Here is a 25,121-nt window from a genome sequence, read left to right on the forward strand (position 1 = left end):
GCGATTATTCCCCGGGCGCTCCTGATTGGCGCCCGGTCCATTCCTGGACATATCGCGTGACGTCCCCAAATGGCAAAAACCGCGTCCCGGCGGGAACGCGGCTCTGCCAGATACGCATGGCGTTTCGCGACGAGAATACTTGCGAAACTTACGGGCTCCGGTACGCGAGACCTGATCCGGAGCGCCGGGCGGACGCGTTGTCCGCCTCGCAATCCGTTTTAAAGGCACATCGTTACCGGTGAGTTAGCGAGACCTTAAGCAAATCTAAATTTGCCGGCTTTGTGTCGAAAAAATCCGCTAATAATCGTTCTAAGGCAGCCGCTTAGCTTTTATCGCCGCGCAGGAAATTTATGATGCCGGAAAAATCGGTGCCGGCGTGGCCTTGTGCGTTGAACAAGGCATAGAGCTGCGTGGCTTCGGCGCCGAGCGGGGTCACCGCGCCCGCGCTCTGCGCGGCCTCCTGCGACAGTTTCAGGTCCTTCAGCATGAGCGCGGCGGCAAAGCCCGGCTTGTAGTCACGGTTGGCTGGCGAGGCCGGCACCGGGCCGGGCACTGGGCAATAGGTGGTCAGCGACCAGCATTGGCCGGAAGAGGTAGAGGCGACGTCGAACAGCGCCTGGTGCGACAGGCCGAGCTTTTCGGCGAGCACAAAGGCCTCGGCGACGCCGATCATCGAGATGCCGAGAATCATGTTGTTGCAGATCTTGGCCGCCTGGCCGGCGCCGTCGCCGCCGCAATGAACGATGCGCCCGGCCATCGGCTTCAGGATCGGCTCGGCGGTGGCAAACGCCTCGTCGGAACCGCCGGCCATGAAGGTGAGGGTGCCGGCCGTGGCGCCGCCGGTGCCGCCGGAGACCGGCGCGTCGATCGAGGGCAGGCCATGCTTGGCGGCAATCGCATGCGCCTTACGCGCGGATTCGACATCGATGGTCGAGGAATCGATGAACAGCGCGCCTTTCTTAGCCTTGGGCGCGATGTCTTCGTAAACAGACAGCACATGCTTGCCGGCGGGCAGCATGGTGATGACGACATCGGCGTCCTTCACCGCTGCGACGGCGTTGGCCATGACGGTCACACCATGCTCTTTCGCGACCGTCAGGTTTTCGGGCACAAGGTCGAAGCCCAGCACCGCATGCCCCGCCTTGACGAGATTGGCAGCCATCGGATTGCCCATGTTGCCCAAGCCGATGAAGGCGATGGTGCTCATTGTCTCTCTCCCAAAGTCTGTTCAGCGGCCAATCAGCGTCCGCGCAATGATGACACGCATGATCTCGTTGGTGCCCTCGAGGATCTGGTGGACGCGGAGATCCCGCACCAGCTTCTCGATGCCGTAGTCGTGCAGATAACCATAGCCGCCATGCAGCTGCAGCGCCTGGTTGGCGATATCGAAGCCGATATCGGTGACGAAGCGCTTGGCCATCGCCGACCATTTGCCGGCGTCGGGCGCCTTGCGGTCGAGCTTGGAAGCGGCGGCGTAGAGGAAGATGCGGGCCGCCTGCAGCTCCGTCTCCATGTCGGCCAGCTTGAACTGTAGCGCCTGGAACTGGTTGATCTTCGAGCCGAAGGCCTTGCGCTCAGCCGTATAGGCAAGCGCCTTGTCGAGCGCCGATTGCGCGCCGCCGAGCGAACAGGCGGCGATGTTGAGCCGTCCGCCATCGAGGCCGGCCATGGCGATGCCGAAGCCGGCGCCTTCGGCGGCGAGCAGGTTCTCGGCCGGCACCTTGCAGTCCTCGAAGATGACCTGGCGGGTCGACTGCATGTGCCAGCCCATCTTGTGCTCGTTGGCGCCGAAGGACAGGCCCGGCGCATCCCTGGGCACGACGAAGGTCGAGATGCCCTTCGGGCCGTCGCCGCCGGTGCGTGCCATCGCGACATAGATGTCGCTGTCGCCGGCGCCGGAAATGAACTGCTTGGCGCCGTTGAGCACGTAATCGCCGCCGCTCTTCACCGCGCGCGTCTTCAGCGCGGCGGCATCCGAGCCCGAGCCGGGCTCGGTCAGGCAATAACTCGCCAGCCATTCCATCGAGGTCAGTTTCGGCAGGAAGCGCTGGCGCTGCTCGTCGCTGCCGAAGCGGTCGATCATCGAGGCCGCCATGTTGTGGATCGAAATGAAGGAGGAAAAGGCCGGATCGGCGTGGGCAAGCGCCTCGAAGATCAGCACCGCGTCCAGCCGGCCGAGCGCCGAGCCGCCGACATCGTCGCGCACATAGATGCCGCCCAGGCCGAGCGGCCCGGTCTCGCGGATCACATCGGCGGGGAAATGCTTTGCCTTGTCCCAGTCGAGCGCATTGGGCGCGACGCGGTCCGCCGCAAAGGCTTGGGCCATCTCCTGGATGGCGCGCTGTTCCTCATTGAGTTCGAACTGGCCAGCGCCCGCATCGACTGCAGCGTCCATGGCGTGCTCCCTGTCGCTTCAGGCCTTCTGGCCTGTCGTTTTTGGCTTTGCGCGCCGTCCAATCTAGACCAATGATGCCGCCGCGCAACCCGGACCGCTGAGAACCGGCTGTGCATGGAATGACTAACGGAGCTCTTGCGTGCCGACAATTTTCGATGATTTGCTGGAGCGATTCCGAGCCTATCTCGGCGGCGTCGACAGCGATCTCGTCGCCGAAGAGGCCGCGCGCATCGGCTGGGACATGCCTGTGCGCTCTCTCGAACCGCATGCGCTTGGCTGTCTTAACCATCTCGATCGCATCGCCGAGCTTGCGACGCCCGACGCCAAGCCGCTGGCGCGGTTCGTTGCCGACCATCGGGACGAGCTGCGCTGGGGACAAACCTATACCGCCGCCGATTTCGGGCAGGGTTTCATCGACAATTACGGCTGGCTGGAAGTGTTCGGCACGCGCGGGCATTTCGTCAATGACACGGTCGCGGGAGGCCTGCTGATCCTTGGACCGAACATCGTCTATCCCGACCATCACCATATCGCCGAGGAAATCTACATCCCGCTGACCGGAGGCACCGAGTGGCGGATGGGCGAGGGGGACTTTCATATTCGCGATGCCGGCGAAGTGATCCACCACGCTTCCAATGTCAGCCATGCCATGCGCACCGGCAAGGAGCCGCTGATGGCGCTCTATCTCTGGCGCGGCGGTCCGCTGGCGCAGAAGTCGACGATCGGCCCGATGATCGACTTGAGAGGCAGGGGCTGATGTCTAGGGCGATCATGCTGCAGGGCACGGGTTCCGATGTCGGCAAGACCGTGTTGGTGGCCGGGCTTTGCCGCGCGGCGAAGAATCGCGGGCTGAAGGTCAGGCCGTTCAAGCCGCAGAACATGTCGAACAATGCCGCCGTCGCCGACATTCCCGGCGATAAAGCCGGTGAGAATGGGGCCGGCGAAGGCGAGATCGGCCGCGGGCAATGGCTGCAGGCGCTGGCCTGTGGGGTTCGTCCGACGGTGCATATGAACCCGGTGCTGCTCAAGCCGCAGAGCGATATCGGCTCTCAGGTGGTGGTGCAGGGCAAGGTCTATGGCGAGGCGCGGGCGCGCGACTACCAGGCGATGAAGGCAGGATTGATGGACGCGGTGCTGGAGTCCTGGGCCAAGATCGGCGAGGGCGCGGACCTGGTCATCGTCGAAGGCGCGGGCTCGCCTGCCGAGATCAATCTCAGGAGCCGCGACATCGCCAATATGGGGTTCGCGACGCGGGCCAACGTGCCGGTAATCCTGGTCGGCGACATCGATCGCGGCGGTGTCATCGCTTCGGTCGCGGGCACCCATCTCATCCTGCCGGAGCAGGACCGGCGCATGATCGCCGGCTACATTATCAACAAGTTCCGCGGCGATGTCTCTTTGTTCGACGACGGCATCAAGGCAATCGAAAAGTTCACCGGCTGGCGCTRCTTCGGCGTGGTGCCTTGGCTGAAGGCGGCCGGTCGGCTGCCGTCCGAGGATTCCGTCGTGCTCGAACGCCTCGCTTCCGGCGGGAAAAGGGCGCTGAAGGTGGCGGTGCCGATGCTGGCGCGCATCGCCAATTTCGATGACTTCGATCCGCTGAAAGCCGAGCCGCAGGTCGAGGTGGTGTTCGTGCCGCCGGGCCAGAGGCTGCCGGAAGATGCCGGGCTTGTCGTCATCCCCGGCTCCAAATCGACCATCGGCGATCTCATCAAATTCCGTGAGAATGGCTGGGACCGCGATCTTCTTGCCCACCGCAAGCGTGGCGGCCATGTCGTCGGCATCTGCGGCGGCTACCAGATGCTCGGCCGCATGGTGCGCGATCCCGACGGCATCGAAGGCAGCGTGAGAGAGGCCGAGGGCCTCGGCCTGCTCGACACCGAAACGGTGATGGAGCCGGAAAAGACCGTGCGCAATTCAAATGCGCATTCGGTGCAGTTCGGCCTGCCGCTCGAGGGCTATGAGATCCATCTCGGCCGCACCACCGGTCCGGATACGGCGCGGCCCTCGACGATCCTCAACGGCGTCGAGGACGGCGCGACCTCCGCCGACGGCAAGGTGATCGGCACCTATCTGCACGGGTTGTTTTCCGCCGATGCTTTTCGYGCCGCCTATCTTGAGAGCCTTGGCGTCAAAGGAGGCGGCATCGACTACCGTGCGGACGTCGAGAGGGCGCTGGACGAGGTCGCGGCCGAGATGGAGCGGCATCTCGACTGTGACGCCATCTTTGCCGTCGCGCGCTGAGGCTCACRCCTTCTCACCCGCCTTCGGCCAATAGGTGCCGAAGGACCAGACATTGCCTTCGGGGTCGAGGCAGATGAACTCGCGGCTGCCATAGTCGCGGTCGACCAGTTCCTGGAGGATTTTCGCGCCGGCCTTCCTGGCGCGCGCATAGGCGGCATCGGCATCATCGACGGCGATATAGATCGACTTGCCGCCGCCTTCGCCTGGCTCGCCGACCATCTTGCCGTAATCGTCGTCGCGCGCCGTGCCCAGCATGATCATCGAGGAGCCGAAGGTCAGCTCGGCGTGGTGGACGATGTCGCCGTCACCATAGCGGGCGCGGACCTCGAAGCCAAAGGCTTCGCAGAGCCAATCGATCATCTTGGCGGCGTTCCGGTAACGTAGGGCTGGATAGAGACGGGGTGCTTCGGTTGACGAGGGCATGACGATCTCCTTGTTCGCGTCGATGAGCCCAATTTCGACCAAGGCTGTTCCGGCGTCTTGAAGAAATGTTACCTCGGCTCAGGCCTACATCAACGCGGCGAGTCCGGTGGGCGTTTCGCCGGCAAGCTGGCGGAATTCGCGCACCAGATGCGCCTGGTCGGCATAACCGCAATCGGCGGCGATGCCGGCCCAGTCGTCGTCCTGTCGCTTCGACAGCGACAGCGCTCGGTTGAAGCGTACGATGCGCGATAAGGTCTTCGGGGCGATGCCGATCGCGTCGGTGAATTTGGCCGCAAGGTGCTTGCGGCTCCAGCCGATCTCGCCGGCGAGCACGGAAATCCGGGTACGGCCGCCCGATGCGATGACCGTCCTGTAGGCCCAGGCGACTTCGGGCGAAAGGGCATTCGCTTCCACAAGGCGGCCGGCGATATAGTTCTCGGCTATGTCGAAGCGCGTACCCCAATCTGGCGCGTCGCCGAGCCGTTCGCGCAGCGCGATGCCGTCAAAGCCCAGCGCATCGTCCAGCCCGACCATTCGGTCCCGCAGCTCGCTCATCGGCAGGCCGAAGAAGCGCCTGGCGCCAAGTGGTGTGAAATTGACCTGGACGCAGCAGGCGCCGCCGAACGATTCGATCATGACCGGCCCCGCATAGAGGCCGGCAGCGAAGCTGGCGTAGCGGTCATTGTCGCCGGGCGTGTGGCCGAGCCCGATGGCGAAGGCCTCGGCGAAGCTGATCACCAGCGGCACAGTCAGCGAAGCGTATTCGACGATGCGGAAATGACCGGGGCAGGTCTCGCGATAGCCGCAGATATCCGTGACGATCCCTGCGAGCGAGGCAGAGGGCTTGCGCCGCACCATCTCGAAATGCAGGGCGGGAGAGCGGTTATCCTGGCGATGACGCTCTGGCTCGTCGGACATGGCGCAAGCCTATCAGACCGCGTCCTCAAATCAAAAGCGCCCGGCAGGGCCGGGCGCTCCGAGTTGCCTGAGATTGCTGATTTACCTTGGCTCAGGCCCCGCGCATCAAACAGCCGGCGGCGAGCACGATATAGGCGATGAGCATGATCCAAACGGACGCGAGCGGAATGAACGCAAGCAGACCAAAAGCGGCAAGAAGACCGATGATGGCGATGACCAACGAAATGATGAACACAAGCTGGGTGGGTGCACTGAGATTCATGTCTAGTCCCTCCAACATGATTCGCGCGCGCTTATTCTACCAGTGGTGCGGTCACTTACCAATTAGCTGGCGCAAGGGATTGTCCGGGTCGGCCAGCAGCTTCGCGGCTAGCGCCAGGCAGGCGACCACGAGTAGCGGCTTGATCAGCCTGGCGCCGATGCGGATGGCAAGGCTCGCGCCGACGCGGGCGCCGATGAACTGCGCCACGCCCATCATCAGGCCGATCTTCCAATCGATGACGCCGACAGCGGCGAAGACGACGAAGCCGCCGATGTTGGAAGCGAAGTTGAGCAGCTTGGTGTGCGCCGTCGCCTTGAGCACGCCGTAGCCGGCAAGCGTGACGAAGGCGAGCATGTAGAAGGAGCCGGCGCCAGGGCCGAAGACGCCGTCATAGAAGCCGACCAGCGGCGGGATGATCAGCCCGAATAGGAAAGGCGACAGCCGTTCGGCGCGGTCGACATCGTCCATATTCGGTTTCAGCGCGAAATAGAGCGCGATGGCGATCAGGAGCAGCGGCAGGATGGCGCGCAGGAAATCGCCGGGGACGACGGTCGCCAGCAAGGCGCCAACCGCGCCGCCGACAAGCGCCAGCAGCGCCGACGGCAGCTGGCGGCGCAGGTCGACCTGGCCGTTGGCGGCATAGTGGATGGTGGCCGAGCCGGAGCCGAACATGCCCTGCAGTTTGTTGGTGCCGAGCGCCGCGACCGGCGAGAAGCCGGCGAGCAGCAGCGCCGGGATCGTGATCAGCCCGCCGCCGCCGGCGATCGAGTCGACAAAACCCGCCGCGAAAGCGGCGGCGACGAGGATGAGAACGGTCTGCAGGGTAAGGTCGATCATTGAGGGAAAGGCACAGAGGAAGGAAGCCGCAGCTTCCATCACGCTCGCCCCGTTTGCGCAAGAGCGATTCCGAGCTAACAATCTAGACGGAATCGCAAAGGGGAGCTTGGTGGCGATGGCGCTGCTCGACCAGATACGTTCGATCTTCGACGGTGACCCGGGCGTGCGCAAGGTGGCGGACGATCCTGTGCTGTCGGCGGAGCTTCTGATGCTGTTTCGCATGATCCTGGCCGACGGCTCGGTCTCGGAGAGCGAGATGGCCGTCTTCCGACGCATCTGCAAGGAAGCCTTCGGCATTCCGGAAAGCAGCATCGACAGCGTCATCGAATATCTCAACGACTATGGCTACGAGACCAACGGCTCGCAGGCGATCGCGCTGTTCCGCGACCTTGACGTCGAGCGCCGAAAGCTGCTCGCGCGCCATATGGCCGAGATCGCCAAGGCCGATGCCAGGCTGGCGGAGAGCGAGGTGAAGCTGCTGCGCCGCACGCTCGACCTGCTCGACATCAGCCCGGTCGATCTGGTTAAGCCGGAGAGCTGAAGCAATTCCAGGAAAAGTGCGAAGCGGTTTTCCGTCCGGAATTGCGTCAAACAAAAGGCTGTTCGTCTACCCCTGTTCCTGCATTTTGCGCGCGATCGCGCGGTGCAGGTCGGGTGCGGCCGCGACCAGTGCCTGCGCGGCTTCCGAGCGCGGATGATCGAGCACGTCGGCGGCCCGGCCGCGCTCGACGATCCTGCCTTCATGCATGACCAGCACCTCGTCCGCCATGGCGCGGGCGACCGTCAGGTCGTGGGTGATGAAGAGGTAGGCGATGCCGAGCTTCTGGTTGAGCTCGGCGAAGAGGTCGAGGATCTGGGCGCGGATGGAGACGTCCAGCGCCGAGACCGGCTCGTCTGCGACCACCAGCTTCGGGCGGGTGATGATGGCCCGCGCGATCGACAGGCGCTGGCGCTGGCCGCCCGAGAACTCATGCGGATATTTGTCCATGTCGCGCGGGCCGAGCCCGACTTCGTGCAGCGCATTCGCGACCATCTCGCGACGCTCGGCCTTTGCCGGCTGCTTTTCCAGAAGATGCAGCGGCTCGGCCACCAGCTTCTCCACCTTCTGGCGCGGATCGAAGGAGCCGTAAGGGTCCTGGAACACCACCTGCATGTCGCGCCGGGCCGGCCTCAGCGCCTGTTCCGGCTTGCCTGTGATGGGCTCGCCGCGAAAGCGGATCGTGCCCGCCGTCGGCTTGTCCAGGGCGAGGATCATGCGGGCAAGCGTGGACTTGCCGCAACCCGAGCGGCCGACCAGCGCCACCGATTGCGCGGGCTCGATGGTGAGCGAGACATCGTTGACGGCGCGAATCGGCTCTGTCGGCCGCAACAGCGATATGCGCCGCCCCGGATACACCCGGCCGACGCCCTCGACGTCGAGCAAGGGCTTCGCCGACCCGGCAAGGTGCGGTTTCGGCCGCGCCGGCACGTGCATGGAGGCCAACGCCAGCTCGCGCGTGTAGGGATGTTGTTGCTCCGACAGCGTGCGCGCGGTTTCGCCAGCCTCCGTCACCTCGCCACGGCGCAGGATGGTCAGGCGATCAGCCATCTCGGTCACGACCGCCAGGTCGTGCGAGATGAGCAACAGGCCCATGCGGTTCTCACGCACCAGATCACGCAGCAAGTCGAGGATCTGGGCCTGCAGCACCACGTCGAGCGCCGTCGTCGGCTCATCGGCGATCAGGAGCTTCGGTTTCAGCGCGCAGGCGATGGCTATGACAACGCGCTGGCGCTGGCCGCCCGACAGTTCGTGCGGGTAGCGCGACAGCGGGAATTTGGCCTCCGGCAGCCCGACGCGGTCGAGGATTTTTCGTGTGCGCTCTTCCGCCTCGGCGCGGCCCGCCTTGGTGTGCCAGCGGATACCTTCGGCGACCTGCTCGCCGATGGTCTTGACTGGATTGAGCGCCGTCATCGGCTCCTGGAAGACCATGCCGATATCGTCGCCGCGCAAGGCGCACATCTGGTCTTCGGTCGCGCCGAGGATGTCGATGCCGTCGAAGGCGACGCGGCCCTCAGTGCGCGCCAGATGCGGCAAAAGCCGCATGATCGTCAGCGCCGTCATCGACTTGCCGGAGCCGGATTCGCCGACCAGACCGACCACCTCGCCGGGTGCGACGGTCAGGTCGACGCCTTTGAGGATCGGCGTGGCGCCGATCGCCAGCGACAGGTTCTCGATCTCGAGCAGGCTCATCGGCGCCGCCGCGATTTCGGATCGAGGATGTCGGCGAGGCCGTCGCCGAGCAGGTTCAGCCCAAGCACGGTGATGACGATGGCCATGCCGGGAAAGATCGCCATCCAGGGCGCGGTCACCATGCGTGTCTGCGCGTCGAACAGCATGCGGCCCCAGCTCGGCATCGGCGGTTGGGCGCCGAGGCCGACATAGGAAAGCCCGGCCTCGGCAAGGATGCCCAGCGCGAACTGGATCGTGCCCTGGACGAGCAGCAGCGTCGCGATGTTGGGCAATATGTGCTCGATGCTGATCCGCGTCATGCCCTTGCCGGCGGCGCGCGCGGCGAGGATGAATTCGCGCGGCCAGATGGCTAAAGCGCCGGCCCGCGCCACACGGGCGAAGACCGGGATGTTGAAGATGCCGATGGCGATGATGGCGTTGACGGCGCCCGGGCCGAAGATGGCGGTGATCATGATCGCCGAAAGCAAGGCCGGGAAGGCGAAGACGAGATCGTTGACGCGCATCAGCGCCTCGTCGGCCAGTCCGCCGCGCGCCGCCGCGAAGGCGCCGAGCGGGACGCCTATGCCCATGCCGATGCCGACGGCGACCAGCGCCACCGCAATCGAATTGCGGGCGCCGACCATGACCATCGACAGGATGTCGCGGCCGAAATGATCGGTGCCGAACCAGTGCGCCGCCGAGGGCGCCTGCGTCTTGTCGGCGATCACCAGCTTGGTGACGTCGTACGGCGTCCAGACGAAGGACAGCAGCGCCATGGCCACGATCAGCAGCGTGATGGCCAGACCGATCAGGAAGGAGCGGTTGCCGAAGGCCTTGGCCAGCACGCCGGCGATGGTTTCCTTGGGGAGGTCGATGCGCATGGTCATTGCCGGCCCCTGAGGCGCGGGTCGACGATAGCGTAGGAGAAATCGACGAGGAGGTTGATGAGGATCACGGCGGCGACCAGCAGCATGACGATGCTTTCGACCACGATCAGGTCGCGCTGGGTGATGGCCTGGAAGATCAGCCGGCCGAGGCCCGGCAAATAGAAGACATTCTCGATGATGATGGTGCCCGCAAGCAGGAAGGCGAATTGCAGGCCGAGGATGGTGAGCACCGGGATCATGGCGTTGCGCAGCGCGTGGCGCCACAGCACGGCGCGGTAGGGCAGGCCCTTGGCGCGCGCGGTGCGGATATAGTCTTCGTTGAGCACCTCGATCAGCGCCGAGCGGGCGACGCGCGCCAGGATCGCCGCCTGCGGCAACGCGAGAGCGATGGCCGGCAAGATCAGGGATTTCAACGCCGCCCAGATACCGGCGCCCCAGCCCGGAAAGCCGCCGGCCGGCACCAGATGCAGCCAGACGGCAAAGAGATAGATCAGCATCAGCGCGAACCAGAAATTCGGCACGGCGACGCCGAGCTGGGCCGCGCCCATCGCCAGCGTGTCGCCGGCACGGCCCTGGCGGCTGGCCGAGAATACGCCGACCGGAATGGCGATGATGGTCGAGAGCGCCAGCGCGATCAGCGCCAGGGGCAGGGAGACGGCAATGCGTTCGCGCACCAGGTCGATGACAGGCACCGAATAGGTGTAGGAGCGGCCGAAATCGAGGCTGAGCAAGCCGCCCGCCCAGTGCAGGTAGCGCAGCGCCAGCGGCGCGTTCAGCCCCATCTGGTCGCGCAGCACTTCAACCTGGTCGGCGCTGGCATTCATGCCCAGCATCAGGCGCGCCGGATCGCCGGGCAGGATTTCCATGACCGCGAACACCACCATCGAGGCCAGCACCAGGGTGAGGGCCGCGATGATCAGGCGTTTCAGGAGATAGGCGGTCATGGGAAGCGATCGGGCGATCGCGCCAGGCTCAATCCGTCCACTTCACCTTGGTCAGATCATCCGCCTCGATCGGCCAGTTCGTCCACATGCCCTGCAGCTTGGCGTCCCAGACGCCGATCTTCGGCAGCTCGAACAGGTAGACGGCGGGCACGTCGTGCGCGAGAATCTTCTGCGCCTCGCCCAGCAGCTCCAGCCTCTTGTCCTTGTCGACCGTGGTGCCGAGCTCCTTGATGACATCGTTGAACTTCGGATTGTCGTACTGGAAATAGTAGCCGGGCCGCGAATAGATATCGATGTCGTTTGGCTCGACATGGGAAACGATCGTCAGGTCGTAGTCCTTGTTGGTGAAGACCTGGCTCAGCCACTCCGCCCACTCGACCGGAATGATCTGCAGATTGACTCCGATCTCCTTCAGCTGGGACTGAATAACCTGGCCGCCGTCGCGTGCGTAGGGCACGGGCGGCAGCTTGATCGTGGCCGAAAAGCCGTTCTCCAGTCCCGCTTCCTTCAGATACGCCTTGGCCTTGGCGATGTCGTGCGGATAGACGCCGGTGAGATCGACATAGCCCGCGTCGCCTGGCGAAAAATGCGAGCCGATCGGCTTTCCAAGACCGTTCGAGGCGGCCGCGATGATGGCATTGCGATCGATCGCCGAGGCGAGCGCCTGGCRCACCGCGAGCTTGTCGAAGGGTGGCTTCTTGTTGTTGATCGACAGGATCGTCTCGCCCTCGGTCGYGCCGATCACGACGCTGAAGCGCGGATCGGACTGGACCTGCGCGAGCGCGTCCTGTGCCGGCATGTTGGCGAAAGCCTGGATGTCGCCCGAGAGCAATGCGGGGAYAGCCGCGGYGGCGTCGGGCACGATGYGGAATGTCGCYTTGTCGAGCGCGGCAGGCGTACCCCAGTAGTCCGGGTTCTTGACCAGCGTGATCTCGGAACCCTTGGCCCAGTGATCGAGCTTGAATGGACCGGTGCCGATCGGCTTGTCCTTGTTGCCGTCGGCCGAACCCTTCGCCACGATCACCGCCGCAACCTGGCCCATGTCGTAAAGGAAACCGCCCTGCGGCCCGTCGAGAGTGACCTTGACGGTTGCCGGGTCGACCGCCGCGACGTCGGTGATGTGGGCAAAGAGCTGCTTTTGCGGATTGAGCGAATCCTTGGCGCGCGCCCGGTCCAGCGAGAATTTCACGTCGCCGGCGCTGAAGGCCGAGCCATCGTGGAACTTCACGCCGGAATGCAGCTTGAACGTGTAGACCTTGCCGTCGTCGGAGACGGCCCAGCTCTCGGCGAGAGCGGGTTGAACCTGGCCGTTGTCGTCGATGCGCGTCAGCCCTTCGAAGACGTTGGCATAGGTGACTTCGCCGATGGCCGCGGCCGCGCCGGCGGTCGGATCGAGATGCGGCGRCTCGAGCACGATCCCGAGCGTGAGATCGGTGCGCGCGGCAAAGGCCGACGTGGCGGCGGCAAGCGACAGCACAGCCGCGGCCAGGATGGTCTTCCACAGTTTCATCGCTGAACTCCCATTGCTCAAACGTGCTCAAGCTGGCGGATAGAAGCGTGATTTCGCTCGCGAGTAAATTGCGTTTCGTGCTGCCCAGCGGCGCCAGGCGGAATGTTTTTGCGTATCAGCCGGTCGTGCCGCGCAAGAGCACGTTGAGGCCGATCGCCATCACCTTGGCCGATTCCACCATGTCGGCGATGCCCACCCATTCGTCCGGCCTATGCGCAAGGTCGAGAATGCCCGGGCCATAGGCGATGCAGTCATAGAGATGGCCGAGGCGCGCGACATGCTTCTGGTCATAGGTGCCGGGCGAGATCACATAGTCGGGCTCGCGGTCGAACACCTCCATGATGCCTTTGGCGACAGCCTTCACCACCGGCGCGTCGCGCTCGGTCATCAGCGGCAGCACCTCCATCAGGTCGCGGATCTCGTAGTCGAATTTCCTGCGCTCGCGCTTCAGCCRCTCGAGGATGCCGGTGACTTCGCCTTTCACGGTGGCGATGTCCTCTTCCAGCAGGAAGCGCCGGTCGATGGTGAGCCGGCAGGAATCCGGCACGTTGGGCGAGGGGAGGCCCGGCCGGAAATCCTCCGTCTGGCCGCCATGGATGGAATTGATGTTCATGGTCGAGCGTCGGGCGCCTTCCGGCACCACGGGCATGCGCGTCATCTTGCGGTCGAGCGCCGGGAACAATTCCTCCTCGAAGGCCTGCAGGACGGCGCCCATATGGCGCACCGCATTGTCGCCGAGGAACGGCATCGAGCCATGCGCGATCTCGCCCTTGGTCTCGATCTCGGCCCACCAGACGCCGCGATGGCCAAGGCAGATGCGATCCTTGTTCAACGGCTCGGGGATGATGACGTGGTCGACCTTCGGCTTGGAGAAATAGCCGAGCCTGGCCAGATGGGCGACGCCGCCGAAACCGCCCGATTCCTCGTCCGCCGTGCCCGATATCTCGATGGCGCCGGGAAAGTCGGGATGGGTGCGCATGAAGGCTTCGACGGCGATGACCGAAGCGGCCAGGCCGCCCTTCATGTCGCAGGCGCCGCGGCCATAGACCCTGCCGTCCTTCACCACGCCGGCAAAGGGATCGACGGTCCAGCCGTCGCCGGCCTCGACCACGTCGATATGCGAGTTGAAATGCACGCAGGGGCCGGGCGAGCGGCCATCGAAGCGGGCGACGACGTTGACGCGCGGATAGCGGTCGCTATCGCCTGGCGCGCCTTCGGCACGGATGAATTCGGTTTCGAAGCCGAGTTTCTTCAGGCGGGCGCCAAGAAACTCGGCGCATGGCCGGTAGGCCTCGCCTGGCGGGTTGACGGTTGGGAAGCGGATCAGGTCCGCGGTCAGCGCAACGAGGTCGTCGGTCCGGTCCTCGACCGCCTTGAGAAGTCGTTCATCCATGCGGCGGATTGAAGAAGGAACGCAGCACTTTTGCAAGCAAGCAGTCGCTCATTGCCACTCGACGATCCGGGCATGGCCCAACGCCCCTGCCTAAACTCCAGAGGGTGCGTGTCGCGGCGGCAACTATACCGGGAAAATCGTTCAAATTCACCGCATCGGATTGGCGGATTCGTCAACGAGTGTGTGGTACTTAACGCACCTGCCGGCAAAAAGATGGAAAACCGCGTGGATGGCAGGGGGCAATCAAAGGGGTTTGATCGCATGAAAAAGTTCGTTCTCATGGCAACCGTGCTGGCAACCGCGTTGTTCGGCACGTCCATCGCAAGCCGGGCGGCAACGCTGGTCGCCAACATCGACGTCTCGTCGCAGACCATGACCGTCAGCAAATACGGCCAGGTGGTCTATCGCTGGAGCGTGTCGACCGCGCGCAAGGGCTACTTCACGCCGCGCGGCAGCTACCGGCCGCAATGGACCGCCCGGATGTGGTATTCGCGCAAGTACGACAACTCGCCGATGCCCTATTCGGTGTTCTTCCATGGCGGCTACGCTATTCACGGCACCGGGTCGGTGAGAAATCTCGGGCGCCCGGCCTCGCATGGCTGCGTGCGCCTGCACCCGGCCAATGCGGCGACCTTCTACACGATGGTGAAGGAAGTCGGCTTCGGCAACACGCGGATCGTCGTCACCAACTGAAAGCCGATTACTGGCCGGCTGCCGCCTTCGCCTTTGCGCGCTTGCGGCGGCGGCCGCTGATTTCCCAGCGCTTGTGGAACCACATCCACTGTCCGGGATCTTCGCGCACCCAGCGCTCGACCACGTCGGTGAGAAGCTGGGTGGCGGCATCAACGTCGACGCTGCCGTCGCTGGTGCGCGGCAGGGTCAGCTTGTCCTCGATTTCCAGGCGGAAGCGGTTGCCCGGCAGCCTGACGCAGCGGGCGGGGTAGACATCGCAGTCATAGTGACGGGCGAGCATGCCAAGCATCGGATTGGTCTGGCATGGACGGCCGAAGAAAGTCGTCTCCACGCCGCCCGAGAATTTCTGATCGACCAGCACGCCGATATTGCCGCCCTTTTCCAGGATGGCGGCAAGGGCGAACGACGCTCCGGCGGCGGAGGGCAGCAGGGCGCCCATCGAGGAGCGGCGCGTGGAGTGGATGTAGTCGGCGAGGTAAGGATTGTTCGGCGGGCGGAACAGCGCCGTGATGTTCATGCCGAACGTGGCGGCGGCCACCGGCAGCAACTCGAAATTGCCGAGATGGCCGGTGAACAGGATATGCGGCTTCTTTTCGCCGGCGATCTCGACGAAATGCTCGATACCGCGAACCTCGACCCGCCCCGGCTTCGAAGCGTCCGGGTCGAAGTCGAACAGCGCGTCGAGGAAGATATATTCGGCCGCGAGACGGGCCATGTTGCCCCACATGTCGCGCGCGATGGCCTCGATCTCGGCGTCGCTCTTCTGCGGATAGGCAAGGCGCAGATTGTTGACCGCCACGCGGTGGCGCCCGACCAGCGGACCGACCCGGCGGGCGGCGCGGTCGGCAAAGTTGAGCGCGCTGTCCGGCGGCAACAGGCGTAGCAGCGAGAGCAACACGATGGCGAGCCTGGCGACCAGCCAGTGCTCCATCTGGCGCAGCCGCCGGCCGTAGCGGAACATGAAGTCCCGGCGGGCTTTCCTGAGCGCGTTGCCGACCATCCGCCTTTCCTGGAATTGCTTTAGGAAACGCGCAGGATGATCTTGCCGAAGACGTCGCGGCCTTCCATGCGCTTCAGCGCCGCATCGATGTCGTCGAAGCCCACCTCCGTATCGATGACGGGGGCGACGAGGCCGGCGGCCATCTTCTGCATGGCGTTGGCCATGTTCTCCATGCGGCAGCCGAAGGAGCCTAGCAGCTTCAGCTGCTGCTGGAAGAGCTGCATGAGGTTGACCTGCGTCGACACGCCGGAGGTCGAGCCGCAGGTGACGAGGCGCCCGCCGCGCTTCAGGGACAACATCGAGCCGGCGAAGGTGTCGGCGCCGACATGTTCGAACACGACGTCGACGCCCTTCTTCTTCGTCAGCTTGCGCACGACGCCTTCGAAACGGTCCTCGCGGTAGTTGATGACGTGGTCGGCGCCAAGCGCCTTGGCCTTGTCGATCTTGTCGTTGGAGCCGACCGTGGTGATCACCGTGCAACCCATCCTCTTGGCGAGTTGAATAGCGGCGGTGCCGATGCCGGAACCGCCGGCATGGACAAGGATGGTTTCGCCGGGTTCCAGTCTGGCATTGTCGAACAGCATGTGCTCGACGGTGCCGAAGGTGACAGGAGCGACCGCGGCGCCGATTTCCGTGACGCCGGGGGGAGCGGGCACCAGGAGGCGGGCCGGCAGGTTGATCTTTTCCTGCGCAAAGCCGTCAAGATGGAAGCCGTGGACCCCGGAAACGTGCTCGCAGAGATTATCGCGGCCTTCGCGGCAGGCGCGGCACAACCCGCAGGTGCGCGCGCCGTAGATCGACACCAACTGTCCCGGCAGCAGGTTGGAGACGCCGGGGCCGACCGCCTCGACCTCGCCGGCAGCCTCGGCGCCGACGACCAGCGGCAGCTTGCGCTTGGCGAAGGCCATGCCACGCCAGCCCCAGACGTCGATATGGTTGAGCGCCACCGCCTTGATGCGGAGCGTCACTTCGCCCAGTGAAGGCGGCGGGGGAGGCGTCAGGTCCACCGTTTCGAGACGGCGGTCCTCGATAAGTTGCAATGCGCGCATGTGGCCTGTCGGTTCAGTCTGGCTGAAAAAGTCCGCTTAGACCGGTTCCCGCGCCATGACAAGGCAAGTGTTCTGACCGCCGAAGCCGAAGGAATTCGACAAGACCGTGCCGACTTCGGCGTTGCGCTTCTTGTTCGGCACCACGTCGAGGACAATAGCCGGATCGGGATTGTCGTAATTGATGGTCGGCGGGATGACGCTCTCGCGCATGGTCATCAGCGAGAACGCGGCCTCGACCGCGCCGGCGGCGGACAGCGTGTGGCCGATCATCGACTTGTTCGAAGAGATCGGCATCGAGCCGACCCGCTCGCCGAACACCGTCGACAGCGACAGGTGCTCCATCTTGTCGTTTTCCGGCGTCGAGGTGCCGTGCGCGTTGACATAGTCGATCTCGTCTTCGCTGAGGCCCGCATCGGCAAGGGCAGCGCGCACCGTGGCGATCGCCGGCGAAGCATCGGGCTTGGAGCGGGTTCGGTGGAAGTCGTCGGCGCGCTCGCCGCAGCCGCGCATGATGCCGAGGATGGTCGCGCCGCGGGCAAGGGCGGCCTCCAGCGATTCCAGCACCAGCGCGCCGGAGCCTTCGGCCAGGACAAAGCCGTCGCGGTCCTTGGAGAAGGGTTTTGACGCTTTCTCGGGGATGTCGTTATGGGTGGAGAGCGCCGACAGCAGCGAGAAGCGGATCAGCGCCTCGGCGGTGGCCGAGCCGTCGGCGCCGATCGACAGCGCCTTGTCGCACTCGCCGCGCCGGATCGCCTCGACGCCGAGCTGGATGGCAGTGGCGCCCGAGGCGCAGGCGGTGGATAAAGTGATCGGCAGGCCGCGCGTGCCGAAGCGGTCGGCCAGCTGGTCGGCGATCGAGCCGAACTGCGTGGTCTCGAAGATGTCGAGCTCCTTCAGCCCGCGCGCCACTCGCAGCAGCCTTTCGGCGCCGCCGTCATTCTTGTCGGAATTATAGAGCGAGAAACGGTCGGCCCAGTCGAGCTCGACCGGCGGCGAAGCCAGGAACAGCGGGCCGGCGAAATCGCCGGAATCGAGGCCAGCTTCCGAGACGGCCTCCTGGGCCGCCGTCTCGGCCAGTTCGTAAGTGAGGTGGCTGGCGCCCTTCGAGCTCGAGGGCAGGAAGTCGACCATGCCGGAAATGCGGGTGTTGAGGTGGTCGACGGGAAAGCGGGTGATCGGATGGATGCCGGATTTGCCCGAGGTCAGCGCCGCCCAATTGTCCTTTTTGCCGACACCCAGCGACGTCACCACGCCGATGCCGGTCACCGCGACAATCGGCCGACCCATGTGATCGCGAAGATTGGCCATGTTCTATTGCCTCGTTCTAGAGCGGTTCAGCGGTTCGTTTCATAGAATCACCAAGCCGCTCTAACTCTTTGTTTTCACGCAATCCGGACGGAAAACCGCTACGCGCCTTCCTGGAATTGCTCTAAGCGGCCTTGATCAGCCCCAGACCCTCGAATTGGTGATAGCCGATCGCGGTTGCAAGGACGGAATTGGGGGCGCCTCCGAATGGGCGCTCCGCCGTGGCATCGAAGACAGGATAGCCGGCCCCACGGTCCACGGCCATTGCCGCGAGCGCAACCGCAAAGGGGAATTGCGCTTCCTTCATATGGCCGGTCAGCGTCGAGAAGGCGCGCACGGCCAAAGCCGGGTTGGCGTCGAGCACCGCTTTTTCGGCCGCGGTTGCGACGTGCGCGCCGGAGGCGGYGGAAATCGTCAGCAGGTCGCCATCGGGAAGGTGGGCCTGCTTCAACAGCGCGGCAATCCCTGCATTCAACTCGCCTTGCCGGCGCCTGGCGCGGCCGGAGACAACAGGGCCAAGCTCGGCGTAGATCTTGCGGCCGCGTTTTTTTGCGTGCTCGCGCTGTTCGAGCACGAGGAAGGCGCTGCCCGAGCCCGTTACCACGCCGCCGCCTTCGGAGCCCTGGCGCTGCCAGACCGGCTTCCAAGGCCCGCGATGCAGGTAGCCGGCAAGCTCGTAGCCGAGCAGCATGTCGGAATGCTCGGTCTGGAAGGCGCCGCCGACCAGAACATGGGTCGACTGTCCCGAACGGATGCGGGCGGCCGCCGTCTCGACGGCCGAAACGCCGGCACCTTCCTCGCCCATGAAGGTGCGGGAGGAACCGGTGACCTTGTGGACAATGGAGATGTTGCCGGCGAGCAGGTTGGAGAGCTGGGCAAGGAACAAAGTCGGCCGCAGTTCCGTGGTCAGCTTCTCGTTGAGCAGCACGTCGCGGTCGTTGCGGCTCTCGGAGGCCGCAAGGATCGCGGCGTCGACGGCCTCGTCGCGCTCGCCGCCACCGGCCGCCACCACCATGTCCATCGTGGTGCAGAGCTCGTCGTTGCCCTTGATGCCGGCATCGTCCAACGCGAGGCCCGCGGCATAGGTGCCGAGCCGCTGCCAGGTCTCCATCTGGCGCTGGTCGCCGCGCTTGGCGATCTGCAGGTTCCAGTCGATCTCGGGCAGGGGATGGATGGTATAGGGCGCGAAGCGTGCCGCATCGAGCACCGGCTGGAACCCAGGCTGCGTCAGCTTCTGCCAATGCGCGTCGGGGCCTTCTCCCAATGAGGAGATAAGGCCGATGCCGGTGATGACGACGTCGTGAGAACTCATGGGTGCCTGTTGCGGGGGCGGCTGTTGTGGGTCAGCTGGCAGGGCGCGTCAAGACCGCGCCCCAGCCGCTTCAGGCGGCCTTGGCCGCGACCAGCGCGTCGATCTTGGCGCACAGGTTCTTCATGACGAAGTAATCGTCGGTCGAAGCCTTGCCGTCATTGACTTCCTGCGTCCACTTCTCGAGCGGTACCTTGATGCCGAATTCCTTGTCGATGGCGAAGACGATGTCGAGGAAATCGAGGCTGTCGATGCCGAGATCGTCAATGGTGTGGCTCTCGGGCGTGATGGTGTCGATATCGATCTCGCTGGTGTCGGCAATGATCTTGGCGACTTTCTCGAACGTGGTGGACAAGGGCTCTTCCTTCGGGTTGCGGGCGGAATCTGTCCGCATCTTGCTTTGGGCGCTGTCTAATCGGTTTTTCCCGGCAGGAAAAGGCCTGATGCGCCGAGGGCAGATGAGTAGGGGCCAGGGAAACGCAAGAAGGGCCGCCGGTCTACCCGGCGGCCCTTCCCATTTTACGCGACGTCAGCTTTCGATGTCGATGCATGTCGTTGTCCCGAAGCCGGAACCGTTTTTGGGCGACATGCATCAGTCGCGGAGCTTGACCAGATCGTTGAGCAGCCCGCCCGTCCCGTTGTGGACGGTGAGCCGCTCGACCTTGCCGGCGATGGCTTCGAGAGCCTCGAGCTCCTTCAGCCGCAGCATCACCGGGTTCTCGGCCATCACCTTGGCCGTGTTGAGGAGCGAACGCGTGGCGTTCGTCTCCTCGCGGCGGCGGATGACGTTGGCCTCGGCCTGCTTCTCGGCCGAAACCACCTGGTTGAGGATCTCGCGCATGTCGCCCGGCAGGATCACATCCTTGAGAGCGATATCGCTGACCTCGACGCCGATCGCGGCCATGTCGTCGCGCACCTTGGCCGCCACGTCCTTGTCGACCGTCACCTTCTTGTCGAGGATCTGGTCGAGCGTGAGCGCGCCAAGCGTCTTGCGGAAGGCATACTGCAGGGCGCGGTAGAGGGCTTCCGAGAAGTCCTTCACCGTGCTCACCGCCGTCACCGGATCGACGACCCGGTATTCGGCGGCGATGTTGACGCGGATCGTCACGCGATCCCTGGTCAGCACTTCCTGCCCGGCGACATCGAGCGACTGGCGCTTGATGTCGACGACCTTCACCTGGACCATGCGCCCGACATTCCAGAAGGCGTGCACGCCCGCGGCAAGTGTGCGGGCAAAGACGCCGTCCACGAACAACAGCCCGACCTGACCGTCCACGACCGGATGCAGGAACACATGCTCCGTCTTCCGGGCCTGGCCGATCCGGCGCATCAGGGCCGGATCGACAGCCAGATCGGCCGCCGTGTCGACAGTCGTCACCTTCCACGGTCCGGCATCGGTCCAAAGCACGAGCTTGCGGTCCGGAGACAGAACAGCGTGGAGGGCGCCGTCGCGCTCGACGACGGCGATGTCCGTGCGCCCGGTGCGGACGACGGTGAAGTGACGCGCGGCCACATCCGGGAGCTTGTCGAACAACGCCTTCTCGTAAGCCGAAACGAATTCCGGGTTCTTCAGGTCGTGCCTGGAGATTTCCAGGTTTCCGCGCCGGTTGGCGAGCCAATGTTCGCCCGGCATCAGGATCGCCTGGATCTCGCCCTTGTAGAGGGCGACGGCACGTTCATTTTCCTTCACGAGGACGCGCTGGCGTCCAAGAAGCTTTTCGAGAATGGTCTTCATTGTCTTACTCCTGTCGGGCATGGCCCCATGCGAGGCGTCACGTCATGCGTCGATCATCCTTTTCGTTTCTCGTTTCGTCGTCGTACTTCATGTCCGGGCACGAATGATCCGGGGACCGGTGGCATCGATCCACGGCGGACCCTTGGGAGCGGATCGCGGGGCGGCGAAGCGGGCGCCGGAAGCCGAAGCTTCCTTTGCCGGCCGCGTCGCGCCTTGATCGTCACCGCGGGCCTGGCCGCGAGCCGATGGCGCAGGACGTCGCGGGCCGGCGAGGCCGAAGCCCTGTCGTCCGTGAAATCCTCGCATTCCGGTCCCCGGACCTTTGGATAACACCACCTGAAGGTGTCGGCTTATCAGGCCGTTGGAGAAGGAATCGAACCTTCGACAGTCAGATTAAAAATCTGATGCTCTACCCTCTGAGCTATCCGCGATGTGGATGAAGGGACTCGAACCCCCGACCTCCGGACCCAAATCCGGCGCTCTCACCTCTGAGCTACATCCGCAATCCCTATCCCCGAAACGGCGCCGTACACAGTGTGGCAGAGCCGGCTGCGCGGGCGGAGACGAAAGCTCCAACCGTTGTGCTCGCTTCGGTTTTCGTGACCGGGAGCGCGCCTATAGACCCTGCGACGGGTTGTCGCAAGCGGCATTGTCGCGACGGATTTGCGGCTTCTTCCAGGAGTTGTATTTCGGCAACACCGGTCGGCGCGACGCCTTAGAAAGTGACGCGACCGAGCACCTTGAGGGCGTCGCCTTCCGGTGCCACCACCACGGCCTCGCCCTCGCGCGGCGCTATGCCGGTGAGCGCCTCGATGTTTTCCAGATGCGTGACCAGCACCAGATTGTCGGAGCCGGAATAGCCGCGGATCTCCTTCATCACCGCTTCCATTTGCGCGGTCTTTTCGGCCGGGTCGGTCTTGAGCAGGTCGAGCGGCGCGAAGGGTTGCGGTTCGGATTCGAAAGCGATGCGGGCCGTGTCGAGGCAACGGCAATAGCGGCTGGAGAGCACGTGGTCGATCGGCGCCGCGCGCGCCGCGAAGAGTGCGCCGATGCGGCTTGCCTGCTGCTTGCCGCGCTCCGACAGGTTGAGCTGCGTCGCGCAATTGCCGATGTCGAAATTGGCCGGGTCGGTCGCCCCGGTGACAAAAGCGTGGCGAAGCAGCACGACATGGCCGCCGTCGCGCAGCAACGCCCAGCCGGCGTCGGTCGCGTGGGCAAGGCTCGGAACAGCCAGGAGAAAAAGCGCCAGAACAATTCGCAGCATCGGAAGTCCTTTGACGGCCCGGCGGGGGAAGGCCGTGAGGGCATATAGGGATCGCAAAGCGGACTGGAAAACAAGCAGAGGCGCCGGGGGGAGAGCGCGCGGCGCCAATTGCACGGCGATCAGGGCTCGCCTATCACGGGAGAAATGACCCTACCCAGAAAATGACTCCGCTTACCGAAACCGTCCTCTTCGTCTTCAGCCTCGTGGCGCTCGGCTATCTGGCCGGGCTCACCTTCTATCTGAAGCCGGCGAGCGGGGAGGGCATTTCCGAATTCGCCGTCAACGTGGCGATGCCGCTGCTGTTGTTCCAGACCATGGTCAAATCGGATTTCCACGGCGTCACGCCGTGGTCGCTATGGGGCGCCTATTTCGCGGCCGTGGCCATCACCTGGGCCGGGGGCCATCTGGTGATGACGCGCATCTTCGGGCGAGATGCCCGCGCCGGCATCGTCGGCGGCGTGTCGTCGGCCTATTCCAATGTCGTGCTGCTCGGCGCGCCCTTCATCCTCGGCATCTTCGGCGCCAGCGGCTTCGAGGTGCTGTCGCTGCTGGTCTCGGTGCACCTGCCGATCATGATGATGGCCTCGATCGTGCTGTTCGAGATGTTCGGGCGCGGCAGCGGCGAGACGGTCCATCCGCTGCGCGTCGTCAAAAGCTTCCTCAGGCGGCTGTTCATCAATCCGCTGATCATCGGCATCCTGGCGGGGCTCGCTTGGCGCCTTACCGGCTTGCCGCTGCCCGACCTCGTCGAGCGGCTGGTCGACACGCTGGCGGATACGGCCGGCCCGGTGGCGCTGTTCGCCATGGGGCTCAGCCTGCGCCGCTTCGGCATCTCCGGCAATATCCGGCCGGCGCTGGCGCTGTCGGGTCTGAAGCTGTTCCTGATGCCGGCGCTGGTGCTGGCTTTCGTGTGGCTGCTCGGCCTGCCGCCGCTGACGGCCAAGGTCGCGGTGGTGGTTGCTGCACTGCCTTCGGGCATCAATTCCTACCTGATCGCCGTCCAGTTCAACACCGGCCAAGCGCTGGCCTCGAACCAGATGACCCTTGCCACCGCCAGCGCGGTGGTGACCACGTCGTTCTGGCTGACGGTGGTGATCCACATCTTCGGCTAGAGGGGCCGAGCGCTCTCGCCTTTGTTGGCCCAACCCCTATATGCCATCTTGTGATTGCCTGCCCGCCTTTCCCTAGGTAAGAGCAATGCGCCGGCGTGCGGCTCTTGAGCACGCCTCAACGGATTTCCAGAAAAACGGCCCGATCAGCGCGCCGAACGGAGGCCAGACCATGCTTCAGAAAACCAGCCATTTCATGCGCCAGGCCAATCTCATCAATGGCGAATGGGTGCAGGCCGACAGCGGCCAGACCATCGATGTCAACAATCCGGCGACGGGCCTGAAGATCGGCACCGTGCCGAAGGCCGGCAAGGCCGAGACCCGCAGGGCCATCGAGGCTGCGGAGCAAGCCTTCAAGAGCTGGCGCAAGACCACCGCGCTCGAGCGCTCGAAGCTGCTGCGCAAGCTGCATGACGCGATGATGGACAATCAGGACGTGCTGGCCGAACTGCTCACCATCGAGCAGGGCAAGTCGCTCACCGAGTCCAAGGGCGAGATCGGCTCGGCAGCAAGCTATATCCTGTGGTTCGCCGAGGAAGGCCGCCGCGTCTATGGCGATATCGTGCCCTCGCCATGGGGCGACCGCCGTATCCTGGTGACCAAGGAGCCGGTCGGCGTCATCGCCGCCATCACGCCGTGGAACTTCCCGTCCTCCATGCTTGCCCGCAAGATCGRCCCGGCTTTGGCTGCCGGCTGCACCGCGGTGGTGAAGCCCGCCTCGCAGACGCCTTATTCGGGCCTCGCCTGGGGCGCGCTGGTGGAGGAAGTCGGCTTCCCGAAAGGTGTCGTCAATATCGTCACCGGTTCGGCCGGCGAGATCGGCGACGAGCTCTGCACCAATCCGCTGGTCAAGAAGATCACCTTCACCGGCTCGACCGAGGTCGGCAAGCTGCTCATCCAGAAGTCGGCCTCGACGGTCAAGAAAGTGTCGATGGAGCTCGGCGGCAACGCGCCGTTCCTGGTCTTCGACGACGCCGATGTAGACCGCGCGGTGGCCGGCGCCATCACCGCGAAATACCGTAATTCCGGCCAGACCTGCGTGTGCACCAACCGTTTCCTCGTCCAGGCCGGCATCTACGACAAGTTCGTCGAAAAGCTCGCCGCCGCCAGCAACAATCTGAAAGTCGGCTCGGGCCTCGAGGAAGGCGTCCAGCAGGGACCGCTGATCGACGAGAAGGCGGTCGAGAAGGTCGAGGAATTCATCGCCGACGCGACGTCGAAGGGCGGTAAGGTCGTCACCGGCGGCAAGCGCCATGCGCTGGGCGGCTCGTTCTTCCAGCCGACGGTGATCTCGAACGCCACGCCGAACATGCGCTTCATGAAGGAAGAGATCTTTGGGCCGATCGCGCCGGTGTTCAAGTTCGAGACCGAGGAAGAAGCGATCGCCTTGGCCAACGACACCGAGTTCGGCCTGGCGGCCTATTTCTACACCGGCGATCTCGGCCGCGCCTTCCGGGTGATGGAAGGCCTGAAATATGGCATGGTCGGCGTCAATGAAGGCCTGATCACCACGCCGGAGGCGCCGTTCGGCGGCGTCAAGGAATCCGGCCTCGGCCGCGAAGGCGGGCACCAGGGCATCGAGGACTATCTCGACACCAAATATGCCTGCTTCGGCGGCCTGGGGCTCTGATAATT

General features: G+C 64.5%; 24 protein-coding genes and 2 tRNA genes. 6 read left to right on the forward strand and 20 right to left on the reverse strand.

Features of this window, described 5'->3' with window-relative positions:
- Positions 1-322: 322 nt before the first annotated feature.
- The gene (mmsB, locus tag LCM4577_RS28655; RefSeq protein ID WP_071074363.1) at positions 323-1,207 is read right to left on the reverse strand and encodes a 3-hydroxyisobutyrate dehydrogenase; all 885 of its coding nucleotides are present in this window, start codon (positions 1,205-1,207) and stop codon (positions 323-325) included.
- A gap of 21 nt (positions 1,208-1,228) precedes the next feature.
- Entirely contained in the window at positions 1,229-2,395 is a 1,167-nt protein-coding gene (locus tag LCM4577_RS28660) for an isobutyryl-CoA dehydrogenase (protein ID WP_071034006.1), read from the reverse strand.
- Between the two features lie 139 nt (positions 2,396-2,534).
- Between LCM4577_RS28660 and LCM4577_RS28665 the strand changes: the two genes are divergently transcribed.
- Both LCM4577_RS28665 and LCM4577_RS28670 read left to right on the forward strand, forming a co-directional pair.
- Complete coding sequence (locus LCM4577_RS28665) at positions 2,535-3,152, forward strand: dimethylsulfonioproprionate lyase family protein (RefSeq protein ID WP_071034005.1); 618 nt, start codon at positions 2,535-2,537, stop codon at positions 3,150-3,152.
- A complete protein-coding gene (locus LCM4577_RS28670) occupies positions 3,152-4,639 on the forward strand; it encodes a cobyric acid synthase (protein ID WP_071074364.1) in 1,488 nt (495 codons plus the stop codon). Before LCM4577_RS28665 ends, LCM4577_RS28670 begins: the two co-directional genes overlap by 1 nt.
- Positions 4,640-4,642: 3 nt before the next feature.
- Here LCM4577_RS28670 and LCM4577_RS28675 read toward each other — a convergent pair whose 3' ends face one another.
- The 4 genes from LCM4577_RS28675 to LCM4577_RS28690 all read right to left on the reverse strand — a co-directional run bounded on the left by LCM4577_RS28675 (position 4,643) and on the right by LCM4577_RS28690 (position 7,079).
- On the reverse strand, positions 4,643-5,062 hold the full coding sequence (locus LCM4577_RS28675) for a VOC family protein (protein WP_071074404.1): 420 nt from the start codon (positions 5,060-5,062) through the stop codon (positions 4,643-4,645).
- A gap of 84 nt (positions 5,063-5,146) precedes the next feature.
- A complete protein-coding gene (locus LCM4577_RS28680; RefSeq protein ID WP_071074365.1) occupies positions 5,147-5,980 on the reverse strand; it encodes an AraC family transcriptional regulator in 834 nt (277 codons plus the stop codon).
- 91 nt (positions 5,981-6,071) lie between these two features.
- The gene (locus LCM4577_RS28685) at positions 6,072-6,242 is read right to left on the reverse strand and encodes a hypothetical protein (protein WP_116390196.1); all 171 of its coding nucleotides are present in this window, start codon (positions 6,240-6,242) and stop codon (positions 6,072-6,074) included.
- Positions 6,243-6,293: 51 nt separating this feature from the next.
- Positions 6,294-7,079 (reverse strand): TSUP family transporter, encoded by a 786-nt coding sequence (locus tag LCM4577_RS28690; protein ID WP_071033999.1) that lies wholly within the window; start codon positions 7,077-7,079, stop codon positions 6,294-6,296.
- A gap of 109 nt (positions 7,080-7,188) precedes the next feature.
- Here LCM4577_RS28690 and LCM4577_RS28695 point away from each other — a divergent pair, with 109 nt between their 5' ends.
- Complete coding sequence (locus LCM4577_RS28695; protein ID WP_071034092.1) at positions 7,189-7,620, forward strand: TerB family tellurite resistance protein; 432 nt, start codon at positions 7,189-7,191, stop codon at positions 7,618-7,620.
- A 66-nt stretch (positions 7,621-7,686) separates the two neighbouring features.
- Here LCM4577_RS28695 and LCM4577_RS28700 read toward each other — a convergent pair whose 3' ends face one another.
- From LCM4577_RS28700 to LCM4577_RS28720, 5 genes are all read right to left on the reverse strand, one after another.
- Complete coding sequence (locus tag LCM4577_RS28700) at positions 7,687-9,309, reverse strand: ABC transporter ATP-binding protein (protein ID WP_071074366.1); 1,623 nt, start codon at positions 9,307-9,309, stop codon at positions 7,687-7,689.
- Positions 9,306-10,175 (reverse strand): ABC transporter permease, encoded by an 870-nt coding sequence (locus LCM4577_RS28705; RefSeq protein ID WP_071033995.1) that lies wholly within the window; start codon positions 10,173-10,175, stop codon positions 9,306-9,308. Before LCM4577_RS28705 ends, LCM4577_RS28700 begins: the two co-directional genes overlap by 4 nt.
- Positions 10,172-11,119: an ABC transporter permease gene (locus LCM4577_RS28710; RefSeq protein WP_071033993.1), complete on the reverse strand. Its 948-nt coding sequence runs from the start codon at positions 11,117-11,119 to the stop codon at positions 10,172-10,174. Before LCM4577_RS28710 ends, LCM4577_RS28705 begins: the two co-directional genes overlap by 4 nt.
- Positions 11,120-11,147: 28 nt before the next feature.
- Positions 11,148-12,629 (reverse strand): ABC transporter substrate-binding protein, encoded by a 1,482-nt coding sequence (locus LCM4577_RS28715; RefSeq protein ID WP_071074367.1) that lies wholly within the window; start codon positions 12,627-12,629, stop codon positions 11,148-11,150.
- A 115-nt stretch (positions 12,630-12,744) separates the two neighbouring features.
- Complete coding sequence (locus LCM4577_RS28720; RefSeq protein WP_071074368.1) at positions 12,745-14,022, reverse strand: acetylornithine deacetylase/succinyl-diaminopimelate desuccinylase family protein; 1,278 nt, start codon at positions 14,020-14,022, stop codon at positions 12,745-12,747.
- A 261-nt stretch (positions 14,023-14,283) separates the two neighbouring features.
- Between LCM4577_RS28720 and LCM4577_RS28725 the strand changes: the two genes are divergently transcribed.
- On the forward strand, positions 14,284-14,715 hold the full coding sequence (locus tag LCM4577_RS28725; protein ID WP_071074369.1) for a L,D-transpeptidase: 432 nt from the start codon (positions 14,284-14,286) through the stop codon (positions 14,713-14,715).
- A 7-nt stretch (positions 14,716-14,722) separates the two neighbouring features.
- On the opposite strand, the gene LCM4577_RS28730 is transcribed toward LCM4577_RS28725, so the two are convergent.
- From LCM4577_RS28730 to LCM4577_RS28770, 9 genes are all read right to left on the reverse strand, one after another.
- Positions 14,723-15,715 carry a lipid A biosynthesis lauroyl acyltransferase gene (locus LCM4577_RS28730; protein ID WP_071074370.1) on the reverse strand — a complete coding sequence of 331 codons (993 nt, stop codon included), beginning with the start codon at positions 15,713-15,715 and terminating at the stop codon, positions 14,723-14,725.
- Between the two features lie 20 nt (positions 15,716-15,735).
- A complete protein-coding gene (locus tag LCM4577_RS28735; RefSeq protein WP_071033983.1) occupies positions 15,736-16,764 on the reverse strand; it encodes a zinc-binding dehydrogenase in 1,029 nt (342 codons plus the stop codon).
- 36 nt (positions 16,765-16,800) lie between these two features.
- Positions 16,801-18,072 carry a beta-ketoacyl-ACP synthase gene (locus tag LCM4577_RS28740; protein ID WP_071074371.1) on the reverse strand — a complete coding sequence of 424 codons (1,272 nt, stop codon included), beginning with the start codon at positions 18,070-18,072 and terminating at the stop codon, positions 16,801-16,803.
- A gap of 121 nt (positions 18,073-18,193) precedes the next feature.
- A complete protein-coding gene (locus LCM4577_RS28745; RefSeq protein ID WP_071074372.1) occupies positions 18,194-19,381 on the reverse strand; it encodes a beta-ketoacyl-ACP synthase in 1,188 nt (395 codons plus the stop codon).
- A 70-nt stretch (positions 19,382-19,451) separates the two neighbouring features.
- Positions 19,452-19,733, reverse strand: coding sequence for an acyl carrier protein (locus LCM4577_RS28750; RefSeq protein ID WP_027167184.1), 282 nt, complete (start codon positions 19,731-19,733; stop codon positions 19,452-19,454).
- Between the two features lie 237 nt (positions 19,734-19,970).
- On the reverse strand, positions 19,971-21,113 hold the full coding sequence (locus tag LCM4577_RS28755; RefSeq protein WP_071033978.1) for a slipin family protein: 1,143 nt from the start codon (positions 21,111-21,113) through the stop codon (positions 19,971-19,973).
- A gap of 361 nt (positions 21,114-21,474) precedes the next feature.
- Positions 21,475-21,540 (reverse strand) — tRNA-Lys (locus LCM4577_RS28760).
- Between the two features lie 4 nt (positions 21,541-21,544).
- Positions 21,545-21,616, reverse strand: a tRNA-OTHER gene (locus LCM4577_RS28765).
- A 212-nt stretch (positions 21,617-21,828) separates the two neighbouring features.
- Complete coding sequence (locus tag LCM4577_RS28770) at positions 21,829-22,377, reverse strand: histidine phosphatase family protein (protein WP_040981805.1); 549 nt, start codon at positions 22,375-22,377, stop codon at positions 21,829-21,831.
- Positions 22,378-22,538: 161 nt separating this feature from the next.
- Between LCM4577_RS28770 and LCM4577_RS28775 the strand changes: the two genes are divergently transcribed.
- The gene (locus LCM4577_RS28775; RefSeq protein ID WP_040981803.1) at positions 22,539-23,489 is read left to right on the forward strand and encodes an AEC family transporter; all 951 of its coding nucleotides are present in this window, start codon (positions 22,539-22,541) and stop codon (positions 23,487-23,489) included.
- A gap of 169 nt (positions 23,490-23,658) precedes the next feature.
- Entirely contained in the window at positions 23,659-25,116 is a 1,458-nt protein-coding gene (locus tag LCM4577_RS28780; RefSeq protein WP_071074373.1) for an NAD-dependent succinate-semialdehyde dehydrogenase, read from the forward strand.
- The last annotated feature ends 5 nt before the right edge of the window (positions 25,117-25,121 follow it).

It is taken from the genome of Mesorhizobium sp. LCM 4577 (assembly GCF_001854795.2).
In the GTDB taxonomy this organism is placed as follows: domain Bacteria; phylum Pseudomonadota; class Alphaproteobacteria; order Rhizobiales; family Rhizobiaceae; genus Mesorhizobium; species Mesorhizobium plurifarium.